Raw genomic sequence first — 15,954 nt, 5'->3', positions numbered from 1 at the left:
CGGTTGAGGTGGCAGCCAAGTGCGGGAACTCGCTGTATCGCATCGGATCGGCGGGTATTGGTGAACGTCGGATGAATCCGGTTGCGCCTGGGGCGAACACGCTGCATCGAACGGTGCGGCGGAGGATGCTGGAGAGGGCGGCCTAGATATCGAGTACGCGCCCGATGAGCAGGATGGTGGTCAGCGTGGACGACGAGTCGGTCCCGTTGTCGGGTCCGGAAGACACCACACGGCAACAGGATCTGGATGATTCGGCGATGGACGCGTACTCGCGGTCGGTCATCGCCGTCGCGGCGTCGGTCACCCCGCATGTGGCGAGTGTGCGGACCCGGCGGGGGAGCGGATCCGCGGTGGTCTTCACCGATGACGGATTCCTGCTGACCAACGCGCATGTGGTCGGCTCGTCGAGCAGCGGCGATGTGGTGTTCGCGGACGGTGTGGAATCACGCATCGACGTCGTCGGCATCGATCCGCTCTCCGATCTCGCGGTACTGCGTGCCCGCGCCGGTGCGCCGGGCGCGGTGGTGCTCGGCGACGCGGACAAGCTGGTGGTCGGCCAATTGGTGGTGGCGGTCGGGAGTCCGCTGGGGTTGGCGGGCTCGGTGACCGCGGGCGTGGTGAGCGCGCTGGGGCGAGCTGTCCCAGTCGCCTCCCGCCGGGCCGGTCGCGTGATCGAGGACGTGATCCAGACCGATGCCGCCTTGAATCCGGGCAATTCCGGTGGCGCACTCGCGGATTCATCGGGGCGGGTGGTCGGTGTCAATACCGCGGTCGCGGGCGTCGGGCTCGGCCTCGCCATCCCGATCAACGCCACCACTCGCCGCATCATCAGCACCCTGTTGAAAGATGGCCGGGTGCGCCGCGCCTACCTGGGCCTGGTCGGCGTTCCGGCCCCACTGCCCGCAACGGTCGCCGCCCGGACCGGCCAACATGCCGGTGTTCGCATCGTCGAAGTCGTCCGCGGCGGCCCCGCTGATCACGCGGGACTGCGCCGCGGCGACCTCGTACTCAGCGTCGCCCGCTCGGAAGTGGCCGACGCCCAGGGCATCCAACGCCAACTCTTCGGCGAGGCCATCGGGGTCGCGATGCCGGTGACGGTATTGCGCAATGGCGCGATGGTCGATGTCTTCGCCATCCCGATCGAGTTGACCGTGGATTAGCTCAGGTTGTCATCGGCCCCACGGTCGGATGACGTCGTCGGCTAGATCTTCGCGGGGGTCTTGGTTCCAGTTGTCGTGGTTGTTGCCATTCGGCCCTGGTTCGACTGCGTGTACCGCCATCGTTCGTCACCTCCCTTCGAGCGGTCGTTGCTGTTGCGGGTTAGCCGTCCGTGCGCAACCGCAAACCGGAATCGACGCAAGGCGTGCATGCGCCGCCGCTCGGGCGTCAGTCGGTCCCGGTGACCGGGGCGGTCTCGAGATCCGGCTCGTGGGTTTGCGACCAGCGCGCGTCGACGACCAAACCGATGATGCCGATGGCGATGAGCGCCCCGGAGACTACGAGCATGCCGGGGTGGGTACGTCCGGTGAGCGCATCGCCGAGGATGACGGTGCCGATGGTCCCAGGAAGGATGCCGATGACGGTGGCCGTCAGGTAGGGCCAGAAGCGGATCGAGGAGAGGGCGCAGCAGTAGTTGATCACCGAGAACGGTGCGAAGGCGATCAGGCGCAGCGAGCCGACGGCGAGCCAGCCGCGGCGTTCGAGGCGTTCATCGATGGACCGGACCGCCGGATGGGTGAGGTGGGCGGCCACTCGATCGCGATCCAGTGCGCGGACGAGCAGAATCGCCAGTGCGGCGCTGACCGTGGTCGCCGAGGTGGCCAGAACGATGCCGAGCGCGGGACCGAACAGAACGCCCGCGCTCACCGTCAGCACGGTCCGCGGGACCGGAGCCACCGTGACCAGCGCATGGACCACGAAGAACAGCAGTGGGAAGATCGGCCCGACCGAGGTGGCCCAGTCCTGCATCTGCTGCGGTGTCGGTAGCGGGACCAGCATGGCCGCGATAAACAGCGCCGCGCCACCGGCGAGCAGGGCGAGGATGCGTGGGTCACGGATGAGCCTGAGCACCGCGCAAGGTTACCCGTTGGTAGTGGCGGCCACGGTCAAGCGGTTGCGGAGCTGCCGCTAGCATCGAAGGAAACGGGACGAATGCTCGTTAACCGATGTGCTCGCTGAGCTGGGCGAATGCAACGGTTTCGGGCGCACGCGAGGTGTGCGTCGAAGAGAAGAGGAACAGCAGCTATGCCGATTGCTTCAGAGCCGGTGCCCGATTACGCCGCATGGCGCAAGGGCGTGGCGGGGGTACTGGCGAAGGCCCGCAGGGTCGACGTCGCCGAACTTCCGGAGGAGCCAGAAAAGCTGCTCGAGGAACAGACCTACGACGGTCTGACCATCGCCCCGCTGTACACCCGCGGGGATGAGCGGCCCGAACTGCCGCTGCCGGGCGAATATCCGTTCGTCCGTGGCCGCGACGCCACCAGGGACGTGCATCGCGGCTGGTATGTCAGCGCCTTCATCGGCGCGGCCGATGGCGCCGCGGCGAATCGCGAGATCCTGGCCGCGCTGGAGAACGGGATCAGTGCGCTGTGGCTCGGCGCGGGCGAGCGCGGTGTGCCGGTGGCCGAACTGCCCGCGGCGCTGTCTGGTCTGCTGTTCGAACTGGCGCCGCTGACACTGGCCGCAGGCGAAGCAGCTTCCGCAGCGGCGCAACAGGTCTTCGCGCAGCTCGATGATTACCAGGTGGCGGACCGGACCGAAATTCGAGTCGCGCTGGGCGCGGCACCGCTCACCAGTCGCTTCGCCGGGACCGCCGATGTCGAACTGGCGGAGGCCATCGCCCTGGCCGGTCAGGCGGTGCAGCGTCCGGAGACCGTGCGCGCTATCACGGTGGACGGCACCGTCTTTCACGATGCCGGCGCCTCGGACGCACAGGAGCTCGGTGCGGCGGTGGCCGCCGGCCTGGCCTACTTGCGCGCACTCGCCGAAGGCGGCCAAGACATCGCGGATGCCTTCGAACAGTTCGAGTTCCGCTTCGCCGCGACCGACGACCAGTTCGCCACCGTCGCGAAATTCCGTGCGGCCCGCCAGCTCTGGGCCCGCGTCGCGCATGTGTGCGGCGCACCCGCATTCGGTGACGCGCCGCAGCATGCGGTGACCTCCGCGGCGATGATGACCCAGCGCGACCCGTGGGTGAATATGCTGCGCACCACCCTCGCGGCCTTCGGCGCGGGAGTCGGTGGCGCGGATACGGTTACGGTGCTGCCCTTCGATTCGGCATTGCCGCCCGGCGAGCTCGGCGTCTCGAAGTCGTTCGCCGACCGCATGGCTCGCAATACCCAGCTGCTGCTGCTCGAGGAGTCGCATCTCGGTCACGTGCAGGATCCGGGCGCCGGTTCCTGGTACGTCGAGGATCTCACCGCCGCACTCGCCGCCAAGGCATGGGAGTTCATGCAGGAGCTCGAGGCCGCGGGCGGTTACCTGGCCGCACTGGACTCCGGCCTGCTCGCCGAGCGGATCGCCGTGACCCGGTCGGCCCGGGATGCCGATGTGGCACACCGCAAGACGGCGGTCACCGGTGTCAACGAATTCCCGAACCTGGCCGAACAGCCGCTGTCCGAAGCCGCGCGCCGGCCCGGGCAGGTGGTTCGCTACGGCGCCGCCTTCGAGGCACTGCGCAACCGCTCGGATGCCTACCTCGCGTCGAATGGTGCGCGACCGCGTGCGCTGCTGGTTCCGCTCGGCACCGTGGCCGAACACAATGTTCGGGTCACCTTCATCGCGAACCTACTGGCCTCGGGCGGTATCGAGTCGATCAACCCCGGCCCACTGGAAGTGGCCGGAATCGGCACGGCGGCAACCGAATCCGGTGCCGCGATCGCCGTACTATGTGGTTCGGACAAGCGTTACGCCGAGCAGGCGGGTCCGGCAGCCGAGCAGTTGCGTGCCGCCGGAATCGAGACGGTGCTGCTGGCCGGTGCGGAAAAGGCCGTCGCCGACCTGAGCGGTGCGCAGCGCCCGGACGGTTATCTCGCGGCCCGCATCGATGCGGTGGCCGCACTGTCCGACCTGCTGGAGAAGGTGGGAGCCTGATGACATTGAGTCATATCGACAAGCCGGGCGAAATCGACGAGCCGGGCGGCATCGAGCACCGGATCGGTAGTTTCGCCGAGGTGCCGCTGTCCGAACGTCCGGCCGAACCCGCCGACGTCGACTCGGCACAGCTCGACGCCTACGTGCGTGCCGCCGCCGAGGCGAACAACTACACCCCCGAACAATTGGTGTGGTCGACCCCCGAGGGCATCGACGTGCCACCGGTTTTCACCAAGGCCGATCGCGATGCCATCGCGGCCGAAGGATATCCGCTCGACAGCGTGCCGGGTATCGCGCCGTTCCTGCGCGGTCCGTACCCGACGATGTACGTCAACCAGCCGTGGACCATTCGCCAGTACGCGGGCTTCTCCACGGCCGCGGATTCGAATGCCTTCTACCGCCGCAATCTGCAGGCGGGCCAGAAGGGTCTGTCGGTCGCCTTCGACCTGGCCACTCACCGTGGCTACGACTCCGATCACCCGCGCGTCCAGGGTGATGTCGGGATGGCCGGTGTGGCCATCGATTCCATCCTCGACATGCGTCAGCTCTTCGACCACATCCCGTTGGATCAGGTCTCGGTGTCGATGACCATGAACGGCGCGGTGCTGCCGATCCTCGCGCTCTATGTGGTCGCGGCCGAGGAACAGGGTGTCGCGCCGGAGCAGCTGGCCGGAACCATTCAGAACGACATTCTGAAGGAGTTCATGGTCCGCAATACCTACATCTACCCGCCCAAGCCCTCGATGCGGATCATCTCCGATATCTTCGCCTACACCAGCGCGAAGATGCCGAAGTTCAACTCGATCTCCATCTCCGGCTACCACATCCAGGAGGCCGGAGCCACGGCCGATCTGGAATTGGCCTACACCCTCGCCGACGGCGTCGAGTACATTCGCGCGGGTATCGCCGCGGGCATGGAGGTCGACAAGTTCGCGCCGCGCCTGTCGTTCTTCTGGGCTATCGGCATGAACTTCTTCATGGAGGTCGCCAAACTCCGTGCGGGACGGCTGCTCTGGAGTGAGCTGGTCGCGAAATTCGAGCCCAAGAGCGCGAAATCGCTATCGCTGCGGACGCATTCGCAGACTTCTGGTTGGTCGCTGACCGCGCAGGACGCCTACAACAATGTGGCGCGCACCTGCATCGAGGCGATGGCCGCGACCCAGGGCCACACCCAGTCGCTGCACACCAACGCCCTCGACGAGGCGCTGGCCCTGCCTACGGATTTCTCCGCGCGCATCGCCCGCAATACCCAGCTGCTGATCCAGCAGGAGTCCAACACCACACGCCCGATCGACCCCTGGGGCGGTTCGTACTACGTGGAATGGCTCACCCACCAGCTGGCCAACCGCGCCCGCGCGCATATCGCCGAGGTCGAGGCGCACGGTGGAATGGCGCAGGCGATCGGCGAGGGCATCCCGAAGCTGCGCATCGAGGAGGCGGCCGCCCGCACGCAGGCCCGCATCGATACCGGTCAGCAGCCGGTGATCGGCGTGAACAAGTACCAGGTCGAAGAGGATCAGCAGGTCGAGGTCCTCAAGGTCGAGAATTCGCGGGTGCGCGCCGAGCAGATCGAGAAGCTGAACCGGCTTCGCGCCGAACGCGATTCGGTCGAGGTGGAACGGGCGCTGGCCGAATTGTCCCGTGCGGCAGCCTCTTCCGAGGGTGGTATGGGCAACAACCTGCTCGCGCTTGCCATCGATGCCGCGCGCGCCAAGGCCACCGTCGGCGAGATCTCCGATGCGCTGGAAAAGGTATACGGCCGCCACCAGGCCGAGATCCGTACGCTCTCCGGTGTGTACCGCGACGAGGCCGGGAAGGTGACCAATATCAGCAAGGCGATCGAACTCGTCGAGGAATTCGCCGAGGCGGAGGGCCGTCGACCGCGCATCCTGGTCGCCAAGATGGGCCAGGACGGGCACGACCGAGGCCAGAAGGTGATCGCCACGGCCTTCGCCGACCTCGGCTTCGACGTCGATGTGGGCCCGCTGTTCCAGACCCCGGAAGAGGTGGCGCAGCAGGCGGCCGATAACGACGTGCACGTCGTCGGTGTGTCCTCGCTGGCGGCCGGCCACCTCACGCTGGTGCCCGCTCTGCGGCAGGCACTGGCCGATGTCGGGCGACCCGACATCATGGTCATCGTCGGCGGCGTCATCCCGCCCGGTGACTTCGAGGAGCTGTACGCGGCGGGTGCGGCCGCGATATTCCCACCCGGCACCGTGATCGCCGATGCGGCGATCGATCTGCTGAAGAAATTGGCTGGCGAACTCGGTCATGAGATCGGCGGCGGCAGCGGCGAATGAGTCAGCGCGTCATTGATGTCGACGCACTCGCGCAGGCGGTTCGCTCTCAGGAGCGGGCCGCCCTGGCGCGGGCGATCACCCTGGTCGAGTCGACGAGGGCCGACCATCGAGAGTTGGCTCAGCGGCTACTGCTGCAGCTGACCCCGCCGACCGATACCGTCACCTCGAATCGTGTCGGTATCACCGGTGTTCCCGGCGTCGGCAAGTCGACGTTCATCGATGCGCTCGGTATGGATCTGATCGGCAAGGGGCATCGGGTCGCGGTGCTTGCCGTCGACCCGTCCTCCACCCGCACCGGCGGCTCCATCCTGGGTGACAAGACCCGGATGGCGCGACTGTCGTTGGAGCGCAACGCCTATATCCGTCCCTCACCGACCGCGGGCACCCTCGGCGGTGTCGCCAAGGCGACCCGCGAGACCATCGTGGTACTCGAGGCCGCGGGCTACGACGTGATCCTGGTGGAGACCGTCGGTGTCGGCCAGTCCGAGGTGACGGTCGCCAATATGGTCGACGTGTTCTGCTTTCTGACCCTGGCCCGCACCGGAGATCAGTTGCAGGGCATCAAGAAAGGTGTCCTGGAACTCGCCGACCTGGTCGCGGTGAACAAGGCCGACGGCAAGCACGAGATCGAGGCCAAGGCCGCCGCCCGCGAATTGGCCGGGGCGCTGCGCCTCATCCATCCGCACGATGCGCTCTGGCGCCCGCCGGTGCTCACCATGAGCGGTCTGGAAGGCCATGGGCTGGACAAGTTCTGGGACACCGTCCTCGAACACCGCCGGGTGCTCACCGAGGCCGGTGAATTCGCCGAAAAGCGCCGCCGCCAGCAGGTCGACTGGACCTGGACCATGGTGCACGACCAACTGCTGCGCCGCCTCGCGGAGAACCCGAACGTCAAAGCCATTCGCGCACAAGTGGAGAAGCAGGTGCGCGACGGAACATCGACCGCCGCACTGGCCGCCGAACAGCTTCTCGAAGCCTTCGACAGTTGAGGTGGCGACAGCCCCGCCGCCTCGGTGCCGCGCGGTTGTCGCCTCGTGTGTCAGACCGAATCCCCGTGGGCCTCGAGCAGGGTACGCAAAGCGGTCGCGAGTTGCTTGCGCTGTGCGGGCGTGAGGGGTTCGAGTAGGCGGGCCTCGGTCGCGACGTGGTCGGGGAGTGCCGCATCGATGAGTTCGCGCCCCGCATCGGTGAGAGTGACGTGCACGCCCCGCCCATCACGTTCGCTGCGCGCGCGGGTGACGAGGCCGCGTTCTTCCAGGCGGTCCAGACGTTGGGTGACACCGCCTGAGGTGATCATGGCCGAACGCATGAGTTCGGTGGGGGTGAGGCGGTGGGGTGGATCGCTGCGCCGCAGGGTGGCGAGCACATCGAAGGAGGCGGCGTCGAGTCCGTGCGCGGCGAAGGTCTTGCGTAGCTCGGTGCCGACCACTTGGGAGAGTCTGGTCAATCTGCCGAGGACGGCCATCGGCGAGACGTCCAGGTCGGGACGCTGTACGCGCCATTGATCGAGCACCCGTTCGACATGATCTGTCACGACAGCAGCCTAGCGAATACCTCAGCGGTGAGGTATCTCATAGGCCGGAATTGCTTAACGCTAAGCTATGTTACTTAGGGCTGAGTAATTGATCGAGATCCGGACGGAAGGCGAATCATCATGCGTATCACCGTATTCGGAGCGGCGGGCGATGTGGGCAGCCGAGTGGCGGCCGAGGCACTGGACCGTGGGCACGAAGTCACCGCGGTGGTCCGCGACATCGCGCGGGCCGGTGCGGTACCCGCCGCGGCGACGTTGCGCACGGGTGATGCCGCGAACCTCGACGATGTCGTATCCCTGAGCGCCGGACAGGACCTCGTGATCACCGCGACTCGCCCTGCACCCGGGCGCGAGCACGAACTGCCTGCCGTCACCTCGGTGCTGTTATCAGGGTTGGCGCGCACCGGCGTGCGTCTGCTGGTGGTCGGCGGCGCGGCCACCCTGCTCGTACCCGGCGCCGATGCGCTGACATTGCACGAAAGCCCGGATTTCCCGGTCGAACTGCGTGCCATCGCCCGCGCCTGCGCCGACCAGCTCGCCATCTGCCGTGCCGAAACCACCGTCGACTGGACGTACCTGAGCCCGCCCGCCGAACTGGTGCCGGGTCGGCGAACCGGCGCCTATCGACTCGGCGCGGACGAACTGCTCACGAATGCCGACGGCGTCTCGGCGATATCCATGGCGGATTTCGCGGTGGCGCTGGTCGACGAGGCCGAGCGGCCCGCGCACCGGCGAATCAGGTTCACCGTCGCATCGGTGTGAGTGCTACGCGATTTCGAAGAGCCGTGCGGCATTTCGGTAGCAGACCTGCCGCAGCCAGGAATCACCCAACTCCAGGCGCTCCAGCGCACTGATCGAATGCCCGTAGGAGTAAGGGATATTCGGAAAGTCGCTACCGAACAGAATGCGGTCGCTCAACGAGCGTAGCCTGCCGTGCTCGGTGGCCGGAAAGGGTGCGGTGGCCTCGGTGAAATCGGTCCACACCATCGTCGTGTCCAGGTGCACCCCCGGGTATTCCGCTGCCAGATCCAGGAATTCGGAGTACTCGGGTGTGCCCATATGCGCGATGATCAGCCGTAGGCGCGGATAGCGTTGCAGCAGACCGGCAATGGGCTCCGGTCCGGTGTATTCACCGGGCGCGGGGCCGGAGCCGCAGTGGATCAGCACCGGTATCCCGGCGTCCTCGATCATGCCCCACACCGGATTCAGCAACGGATCACCGGGATGGAAATCGCCGACCTGCACATGCACCTTGAACACCCGGGCACCGCGCTCGATTGCCGCCTCCACATAGCTGTCTGCGTAATGTTCGGGATAGAACGTCGCCGTGTGCAGGCAGTCCGGCGTGCGTTCGGCGAAATCGGCGCTCCATTCGTTGAGCCACGCCGCCATATCCGGCTTGTGCGGATACACCAGCGAGGTGAACGCGCGAACACCGAAGCCGCGCAATATCTTCAAGCGGACCTGCTCATCGTCGCGGTAGGCGATCGGCCACTCCCGGCCGACCAGCGGACCGGCGGAATCGAAGTACGCCCACACCTTGGCCATGACCTGCTCCGGCATGAAATGCGTATGGACGTCGATGATTCCGGGCAGTTCCAGCCGGGTGCGGAAATCGGTCAGGTAGGTATTGTCGTCGCTGTCACCGATCATCGAGCAGCCTCCTGCGGGTATACCGACCGCGCGAAGTCACCGACCCTGGTGATCAATCGCTCGAAGAACACCTCCGGGTCGGTGCCGACCACGATGTCAGCGTTGGGTTCTCGGCCCCACATGCCCGCCCAGTCCGCCACCGTGGTGGCCCGGGTGATGGCGCCGACGAGTTCGACATCGACGGTGGCCGGTCGCGTTATGGCGAGCGCCGGATCCAGCGCGACGGCCGCCGCGAACGGATCGTGCATATGCGCGAGATAGCCCTGGTCGTAGAGCTTGTGGAAATCGAAGTAGAAGCGGACCGCATCGGTGAAGTAACGCACGATCGGATTACTCGTCGCCGACCTGGCCGCCGGCGGATCGGTCTCCGAAACCAGCTCCACGGGCAGACTCCCCGCGCGTTCGGCGAGCTGCGCCACATGCTTGGGCCGCATCTCGATGGTCTCGGTGATATCGAGCGCGCACACGATCGGCCGCCGATCGGCGGGGGCGGCGGAGAAGGTGTCGAAGACCTCCTTGGCCGCCTCCGGATCCACGTGCACATTCCATTCATTTGTCGGTGTGGTGTTGCCGGGGTGATTGAACGCGCCGCCCATGATCACCAGCCGCCGCAGCAGCAGTGGCAACCGTGGTTCGAGGCGAAGGGCGAGCGCCAGATTCGTCAGCGGTCCCGTGCAGAGCCCGACGATCTCGCCGGGAGCCGCGCGCACCAGATCGACCCACATCTCGGCCGCCGACCGGACCGAGATCGGCCGAGCCGATTGCGGCAGTTCCGCATATCCGACTCCCTGCGGCCCGTGCGTGTCCTCGGTGGTGCGCAGCGGGATCGCGAGCGGTTCCGCTGCACCCAGCGCGACCTCGATATCGGGCGCTCGGCACACATCCAGCCAGGCGAGATTGTTCGCCGCCACCTGCGGTGCGGGCACATTGCCCGCGGTGGCGGCGATTCCCACGATCTCGGCCTCGGGGGAGGCGAGCAGGTAGAGCAGCGCGAGTGAATCATCGATCCCGGTATCGACGTCCATGACGATCTTCTGCCGCACCAGTCGAGCCTAGCGAGCGGACCCGGGCGGCTCAGTAGGTGGGCAGCACGTAGTCGTCGGTATCGGACATCATCCGCAGCATGACCGGGCGCATCACCCGCGAGGTCATGACCTTCATACTCGCGCGCGCCATCCGCGTGCCGAGGCGCGAGGTGGGCAGCATCATCTTGATGCCGCCACCGGGCAGCTCCTTGGCTTTGTCCAGGAACGGTTCGACGATTTCCTCGTAGCGGGTCAGTGCGGTCGTGAGATCGCCTGGGGCGGCGGCGATTTCACCGGCCAGGACGTAGGCCCCGACGATGGCCATGGCGGTGCCCATACCGGTCATCGGGGAGCCGCAGAATCCGGAGTCACCGAGCAGCGTGACCCGTCCGGTCGACAGCGACGGCATATCGACGCGCGCCAGCATGTCGAAATAGAAGTCCGGGGTGGTGGTCATCGCGTCGAGAACGGCCGGGGTCTCCCATCCGGCCTCGGCCAGCATGTCGTGGATGAGCCGCTGCTGTGCGGCGATATCGCGGCGCAGCGCCGGATCGGCCTCGGTGCGCAGGGTGATGATCGCCTTCGAGGTGGCCGGATCGGCATCAGGTCGAATCGCGACCGCGGCGCTGGGCACCGTATGCATCTTGAACCAGCCCGGCTCGGTTCCGGCGGGTGTCGGAATGGTGAAGAACGACATGTAGCCGCCGAGATAGGTGACGAACTGTTCCTCCGGTCCGAAGGCCAGTTGCCGGGTCGCCGAGTGCACACCGTCCGCGCCGACGACCAGATCGAAACGCTCGGTCCGCCCCGATGCGAAGTCGACCTCGACACCGGTGTCGTCCTGGCGCAACGCCGCGATCCACTCGCCGTAGCGGTAATCGAGTTCGCCAGCCGTGCTGGCCAGTTCGGTGAGCAGTACCTGATTCAAATCGCCTCGGGTGATTTCGATTTCGGCCACCGGGCCCTTGCCGTCGAACATCTCCGCGGGCATCCGGGCGAACTCCCTGCCGTTTTCGTCGACGTAGGCCATGCCGCGCTCGTCGAGCTGGTACTTGCGAATGCCCGGCATGAGTCCCATCCGCTCGGCGACCTCGCGGCTCGGGCCGCGCAGATCCACGGCCTGTCCGCCCGGGCGTGGCTTGGGGGCGCGCTCGACGACGGTGATTCGGATGCCCGCCCGCAGCAATTGCAGTGCGAGTGCGTTGCCTGCGATGCCGCCACCGCTGATGAGGATGTGGAGGGATTTGATGCTCATGACGGGGCCAATCTCTCAAACGAATGTGTCAGACGTATGTCTAACACGAGGTTGGCACGAATGTCTAGTACAAATGTCTGAGGCGTGTGTAAGCTGAGGTCATGGGAAACCGAGAAGACCTATTGGCGGGAGCGCGTAAGGCCATCATCGAACGTGGCGTAGCGAAGACGACCGCGCGCGATATCGCGGCGGCCGCGGGTGTCAGCCTGGCCGCAATCGGCTATCACTTCGGCTCGAAGGATCGGCTGATCACCGAGGCGCTCGCGGAGGCGCTCGGCAACGATATCGGCGATCGGATGGAAGCCTTGATCCGCGCGGGCGGCGGGCAGCCGCCACTCGAGGCGTTCACGCAGATGTGGAACGCGATGCCGCGGGTCTTCGAGGACAACCGGGACGGCATGCTGGCCAGTCTGGAGAATCTGGTGCGCGTCGCGCGGACGCCGGAATCCCGGACGTTCATGGACGAAAGCCTCAACGGCGCATACGAGGACATCGCTCGAGCGCTACGGGACGCCCGTCCGGATCTGGATGCGGACACGGCTCAGGCGATAGCCGAGTTGTACTTCGTGCTGACCCAGGGTCTCGGCATCCTTTGGACGATCACCCGCGGCGGGAACCTGCCGGACGGCGCGCGACTGGCCAAGGCGATTGCGGCCCTGGCCGGTGAGTCCTGAGCGCGTCGAACAGCGTGAGTTCTATCGGGTGTGCAGCGGCCACACCGGCCGGTCCGCGCCGTAACGCGGTGCCGGCCGCGCGTAGTCCGGATACTCGGCGAGCGCCGGCGCGGCCGTGGTGACATTGCCGTGGCTGACCGCCGCCATCGGACTCGGCGGCGCGGCCTGCGGATGACGCGGGGCGCGTCCGGGCGCGTTGAGGAGCCAGGACGCGGTGCGCGCCAACGCGACTCGGACATCGCGGCCGATACCGTCATGTGCGCGGGCGACCAGTGCGTCGATCACCCCGGCGGCGAGCAGATAGCCGGAGGCGTGGTCGAGTGCCTGCGCGGGCAGCGTCCCCGGCACCGCGGGTGCGCCCTCGACGATCGAAATACCGGCCGCGGCCTGCACGATGCTGTCGAAACCGCGCCGCCGACCCCACGGGCCGGATTCGCCCCACGCCGATATCCGACCGTGGACGAGGCCGGGACGACGGGCCGCGGTGAGCCCGGCGTTTTCCAGTACGCCGGGTCGATATCCGGTGATCAGTACGTCGGCCGCGGCGAGCAGCTCGTTGACCAACGGCAGGTGCCGGTGGAGATCCAGCAGCGTGGAGCGCTTGCCCTGGCAGGTGTCGTGGTACTGCCATGGGATCTCGGGTAGATGCGGCGGGTCGATCCGCAGCACCTCGGCGCCGAGCAGCGCCAGGGTTCTGGTCGCGACGGGTCCGGCGATCACCCGGGTCAGATCGAGTACCCGGACTCCGCGCAACGGCTGCAATGGCGATGCCCCGATCGGCAGGCCGAGTTCGCCCCGGTCGATCCGGGTGTCGATCGCCACCAGCGGACCCGATGCGGCGGCCTCACCCTGTGGGCTGTCCGCCCACTCCTGCTCGCTACGCACCTGGACCGCGATGGCGCCGTGCGCGGCCGCATGTTCCTCGATATCGCGGGCCCGGCTCATCGCCATCTGCGCGACCGCAAGATCGACGGGGGCGTCGTCGGGCAGTCCGAGCGAGGCGAGCAATCGCGCGCGATGATGCGGATAGTTGGCGTGGGTGCGGACCCAGCCGTCGAAGGTGGGAAAGAATCCCGACAGATCGGCGAATATCTTGGCGGGCGCACCGCCGACGCGCAGCAGGCGTTCGCTGGAGAAGGCGGCGGTGATCCGGACCGGATCCAGCCGGTGCAGCACCGGATTCAGGTGGTGTGCGTCGCGGATTCGGTTCGCCGCCGCCGTCACCGCGGCGACCGATCCGGCGGCCAGCGCCCAAACCGGCAGCGCCGCAGCCAAACAGCTGCCCGGATCGGCGGCGGGGACGGTGCCGGAGGCCGGTACACCGATTCCGGCCTCGTAGTCGCGGACCAGCTGTTCGTGCGCAATCACGAGATCGAGAGTAGTTGTTGCGCCGCAGTAGTAGGGTCGGGGCCATGACGCCGCTGCAGCGTTATATCGCCGAAGAGATAGCCACCGACCATGCCGACGGATTGATCGGCCGTCGGGAAGCACTGCGCCGACTAGGAATGCTCGGGGTCGGCGCCACCGCCGCGGTCGCATTGCTCGCCGCCTGCTCCAGTAGCGGTGACCAGGCGAATACCGCGTCGACGGCCTCGAAAGCCGCGGAGTCGTCGGCACCGCCGGGTACCAGCGGCGCGGTCCCGGCCACCGCGATCACCTTTCCCGGACCGGACGGTCGCCGGCTACAAGCCGCGTGGGCGGCCGCGCCACAGCCGCGCGGCAGCGTGCTCGTCATCCATGAGAACAAGGGTCTCACCGACCATATCCGTTCGGTGACAGGACGTTTCGCGGGTGCCGGATACTCCGCACTCGCGGTCGACCTGCTGTCCGAACTCGGCGGCACCGCCGCCTTCACCGACCCTGCGGCGGCCACGGCCGAACTCGGCAAGATCGCGCCGCAACAGTTCATCGGCGATCTGCAGGCCGGTATCGCCGAGTTGGAACGGCGGGTGCCGGGAAAGAAGATCGGCGCCACCGGATTCTGCTTCGGCGGGGGTCTGGTCTGGTTGCTGCTGGCCGCGGGTACGCCGACACTGGCTGCGGCGACACCGTTTTACGGCCCCTTCCCCGAGAACGGGGATCTGTCCGGTTCGAAGGCGGCGGTACTCGGGATCTACGCCGCCAAGGACGAGCGGGTGATCGCTTCGCGCCCCACCGCGGAAGCGGCCCTTGACCGGGCCGGCCTCACCCATGAGATCTACGTCGCGCCGAATGCGGACCACGCCTTCTTCAACGACACCGGACCTCGCTACAACCCGACCGCCGCCGCCGAGGCGTGGCAGCGGGTCCTGGATTGGTACGGCACATACCTCGGGTGAAGGAGAGCGACGTGGGCAAGACCATTGCCGCGACGGACTGGCTGCGGGTGTTGCGCGCACATCCCGCGCCGAACCATCAACTGCTGTGTTTCCCGCCGGGCGGGGGAGCGGTCACGGCATATCGGGCACTGGCCGAACGCTTCGACAACGGCATTGCCATCGCGGCCGTGCAGTACCCGGGGCGGCAGGACCGGCTCGGTGAGCCCATCATCGGCGATATGGACACCCTCGTCGATCGAATCGTGGACGAGGTGCTGAATCAGGGCCCGGTGGAACAACTTTCGCTGTTCGGCCACAGTATGGGTGCGACCGTGGCCTTCGAAACCGCACGCCGCCTGGAACGCAAGGGACAACCGCTCACCGCGCTGTTCGTATCCGGTCGTCCCGCACCGACTTTCGTCGAGCAGAGCCGGCTGCATCTCGGCTCCGACGACGATCTGATCGGTGATCTGGAGCGCTTGGCGACCGATCCCGCGTCCGTCCAGATCCTGCGCGACGAACCGAGCCTCGCCGAACTGGTGCTGCCCGCGGTGCGCGGCGACTACCAGGCCATCGAGACCTACCGCTACCGTGCGGGCGCACCGCTGTCCTGCGCTGTGTCGGCGCTCGTCAGCACCGAGGACCCGACAATGACGCCGGAGCAGGCCGAGGAATGGCGCGAGCACACCACCGGTTCCTTCGACTACAAGGTGTTCCCCGGCGGTCACTTCTACCTGGACGACAAGGTCTCCGAGGTCGCCGACCTCATCGCCCGCACCCTCCACACATAGCCCACCCACGACACCACCACGCATACCGCGACCAGCCCGCGCACCAATCCCAGCGCACTCTGCGGGTAGATCACCCCGGTCAGATAATGGTCGATGAACCCGCTCGACGGCAGCCCCGCCATCCCGGCCCGATGCCGCGCCCAATTCTCCAAATACGTGAGCGGACAATCGAATCCGAACAGCACCGTGCTGAAACCCCACCCGAATGCGATCAGATGCAGCCAGATGGTGCGCGGCCACCGCCACGCCAAGAACCCGCCGACCACCACGTACGCCACGAATACGAAATGCGCCGCGGCGGTGGCATCGGCCAGCAGCCGATACAGCATATGC

Annotated in this window: 15 protein-coding genes; 8 read left to right on the top strand and 7 right to left on the bottom strand. The window is 67.0% G+C overall.

All coding sequences use genetic code 11. The annotated features are described in order from the left end of the window. Positions 1 to 257 precede the first annotated feature (257 nt). Positions 258 to 1,160 carry a S1C family serine protease gene (locus tag ACIBW7_RS07040; RefSeq protein WP_397045742.1) on the top strand — a complete coding sequence of 301 codons (903 nt, stop codon included), beginning with the start codon at positions 258 to 260 and terminating at the stop codon, positions 1,158 to 1,160. Between the two features lie 226 nt (positions 1,161 to 1,386). Here the strand turns inward: ACIBW7_RS07040 and ACIBW7_RS07035 are convergent, their stop codons facing one another. Beyond that, the gene (locus ACIBW7_RS07035) at positions 1,387 to 2,070 is read right to left on the bottom strand and encodes a TVP38/TMEM64 family protein (protein WP_397044945.1); all 684 of its coding nucleotides are present in this window, start codon (positions 2,068 to 2,070) and stop codon (positions 1,387 to 1,389) included. Between the two features lie 174 nt (positions 2,071 to 2,244). On the opposite strand from ACIBW7_RS07035, the gene ACIBW7_RS07030 reads away from it, so the two are divergent. Genes ACIBW7_RS07030 through meaB form a run of 3 tightly spaced genes read left to right on the top strand, consistent with a single transcriptional unit; the run spans position 2,245 to position 7,381 of the window. Further along, complete coding sequence (locus ACIBW7_RS07030; protein WP_397044943.1) at positions 2,245 to 4,092, top strand: methylmalonyl-CoA mutase family protein; 1,848 nt, start codon at positions 2,245 to 2,247, stop codon at positions 4,090 to 4,092. After that, on the top strand, positions 4,092 to 6,392 hold the full coding sequence (gene scpA, locus ACIBW7_RS07025; RefSeq protein ID WP_397044941.1) for a methylmalonyl-CoA mutase: 2,301 nt from the start codon (positions 4,092 to 4,094) through the stop codon (positions 6,390 to 6,392). Before ACIBW7_RS07030 ends, scpA begins: the two co-directional genes overlap by 1 nt. After that, the gene (gene meaB / locus ACIBW7_RS07020; protein ID WP_397044939.1) at positions 6,389 to 7,381 is read left to right on the top strand and encodes a methylmalonyl Co-A mutase-associated GTPase MeaB; all 993 of its coding nucleotides are present in this window, start codon (positions 6,389 to 6,391) and stop codon (positions 7,379 to 7,381) included. The genes scpA and meaB overlap by 4 nt, the downstream gene beginning before the upstream one ends. Positions 7,382 to 7,431: 50 nt before the next feature. Here meaB and ACIBW7_RS07015 read toward each other — a convergent pair whose 3' ends face one another. After that, positions 7,432 to 7,926: a MarR family winged helix-turn-helix transcriptional regulator gene (locus tag ACIBW7_RS07015; protein ID WP_397044937.1), complete on the bottom strand. Its 495-nt coding sequence runs from the start codon at positions 7,924 to 7,926 to the stop codon at positions 7,432 to 7,434. Between the two features lie 120 nt (positions 7,927 to 8,046). Between ACIBW7_RS07015 and ACIBW7_RS07010 the strand changes: the two genes are divergently transcribed. Beyond that, complete coding sequence (locus ACIBW7_RS07010) at positions 8,047 to 8,688, top strand: NAD(P)-dependent oxidoreductase (RefSeq protein ID WP_397044935.1); 642 nt, start codon at positions 8,047 to 8,049, stop codon at positions 8,686 to 8,688. Between the two features lie 3 nt (positions 8,689 to 8,691). Here ACIBW7_RS07010 and ACIBW7_RS07005 read toward each other — a convergent pair whose 3' ends face one another. From ACIBW7_RS07005 to ACIBW7_RS06995, 3 genes are read right to left on the bottom strand one after another with little or no spacing between them, the layout of a single operon-like run. Continuing rightward, positions 8,692 to 9,579, bottom strand: coding sequence for an amidohydrolase family protein (locus tag ACIBW7_RS07005; protein WP_397044933.1), 888 nt, complete (start codon positions 9,577 to 9,579; stop codon positions 8,692 to 8,694). Then, positions 9,576 to 10,604, bottom strand: coding sequence for a nucleoside hydrolase (locus ACIBW7_RS07000; protein WP_397045740.1), 1,029 nt, complete (start codon positions 10,602 to 10,604; stop codon positions 9,576 to 9,578). The genes ACIBW7_RS07005 and ACIBW7_RS07000 overlap by 4 nt, the downstream gene beginning before the upstream one ends. A 49-nt stretch (positions 10,605 to 10,653) precedes the next feature. Then, positions 10,654 to 11,859 carry an FAD-dependent monooxygenase gene (locus tag ACIBW7_RS06995; protein WP_397044932.1) on the bottom strand — a complete coding sequence of 402 codons (1,206 nt, stop codon included), beginning with the start codon at positions 11,857 to 11,859 and terminating at the stop codon, positions 10,654 to 10,656. 101 nt (positions 11,860 to 11,960) lie between these two features. Between ACIBW7_RS06995 and ACIBW7_RS06990 the strand changes: the two genes are divergently transcribed. Beyond that, positions 11,961 to 12,533 (top strand): TetR/AcrR family transcriptional regulator, encoded by a 573-nt coding sequence (locus ACIBW7_RS06990; protein ID WP_397044930.1) that lies wholly within the window; start codon positions 11,961 to 11,963, stop codon positions 12,531 to 12,533. Positions 12,534 to 12,554: 21 nt separating this feature from the next. Here ACIBW7_RS06990 and ACIBW7_RS06985 read toward each other — a convergent pair whose 3' ends face one another. Continuing rightward, positions 12,555 to 13,901, bottom strand: coding sequence for a CoA transferase (locus ACIBW7_RS06985; RefSeq protein WP_397044928.1), 1,347 nt, complete (start codon positions 13,899 to 13,901; stop codon positions 12,555 to 12,557). A gap of 44 nt (positions 13,902 to 13,945) precedes the next feature. Here ACIBW7_RS06985 and ACIBW7_RS06980 point away from each other — a divergent pair, with 44 nt between their 5' ends. Continuing rightward, complete coding sequence (locus tag ACIBW7_RS06980; protein WP_397044926.1) at positions 13,946 to 14,851, top strand: dienelactone hydrolase family protein; 906 nt, start codon at positions 13,946 to 13,948, stop codon at positions 14,849 to 14,851. Positions 14,852 to 14,862: 11 nt separating this feature from the next. After that, positions 14,863 to 15,621 carry a thioesterase II family protein gene (locus ACIBW7_RS06975; RefSeq protein ID WP_397044924.1) on the top strand — a complete coding sequence of 253 codons (759 nt, stop codon included), beginning with the start codon at positions 14,863 to 14,865 and terminating at the stop codon, positions 15,619 to 15,621. On the opposite strand, the gene ACIBW7_RS06970 is transcribed toward ACIBW7_RS06975, so the two are convergent. Next, the gene (locus ACIBW7_RS06970; protein WP_397044923.1) at positions 15,561 to 15,950 is read right to left on the bottom strand and encodes a DUF2784 domain-containing protein; all 390 of its coding nucleotides are present in this window, start codon (positions 15,948 to 15,950) and stop codon (positions 15,561 to 15,563) included. The genes ACIBW7_RS06975 and ACIBW7_RS06970 overlap by 61 nt on opposite strands. Positions 15,951 to 15,954 lie beyond the last annotated feature (4 nt).

Source organism: Nocardia sp. NPDC049526 (assembly GCF_044465765.1).
Lineage (GTDB): Bacteria > Actinomycetota > Actinomycetes > Mycobacteriales > Mycobacteriaceae > Nocardia.
The sequence above is the reverse complement of the archived record's forward strand: the minus strand, read 5'-3'. Positions and strand labels throughout refer to the sequence as shown.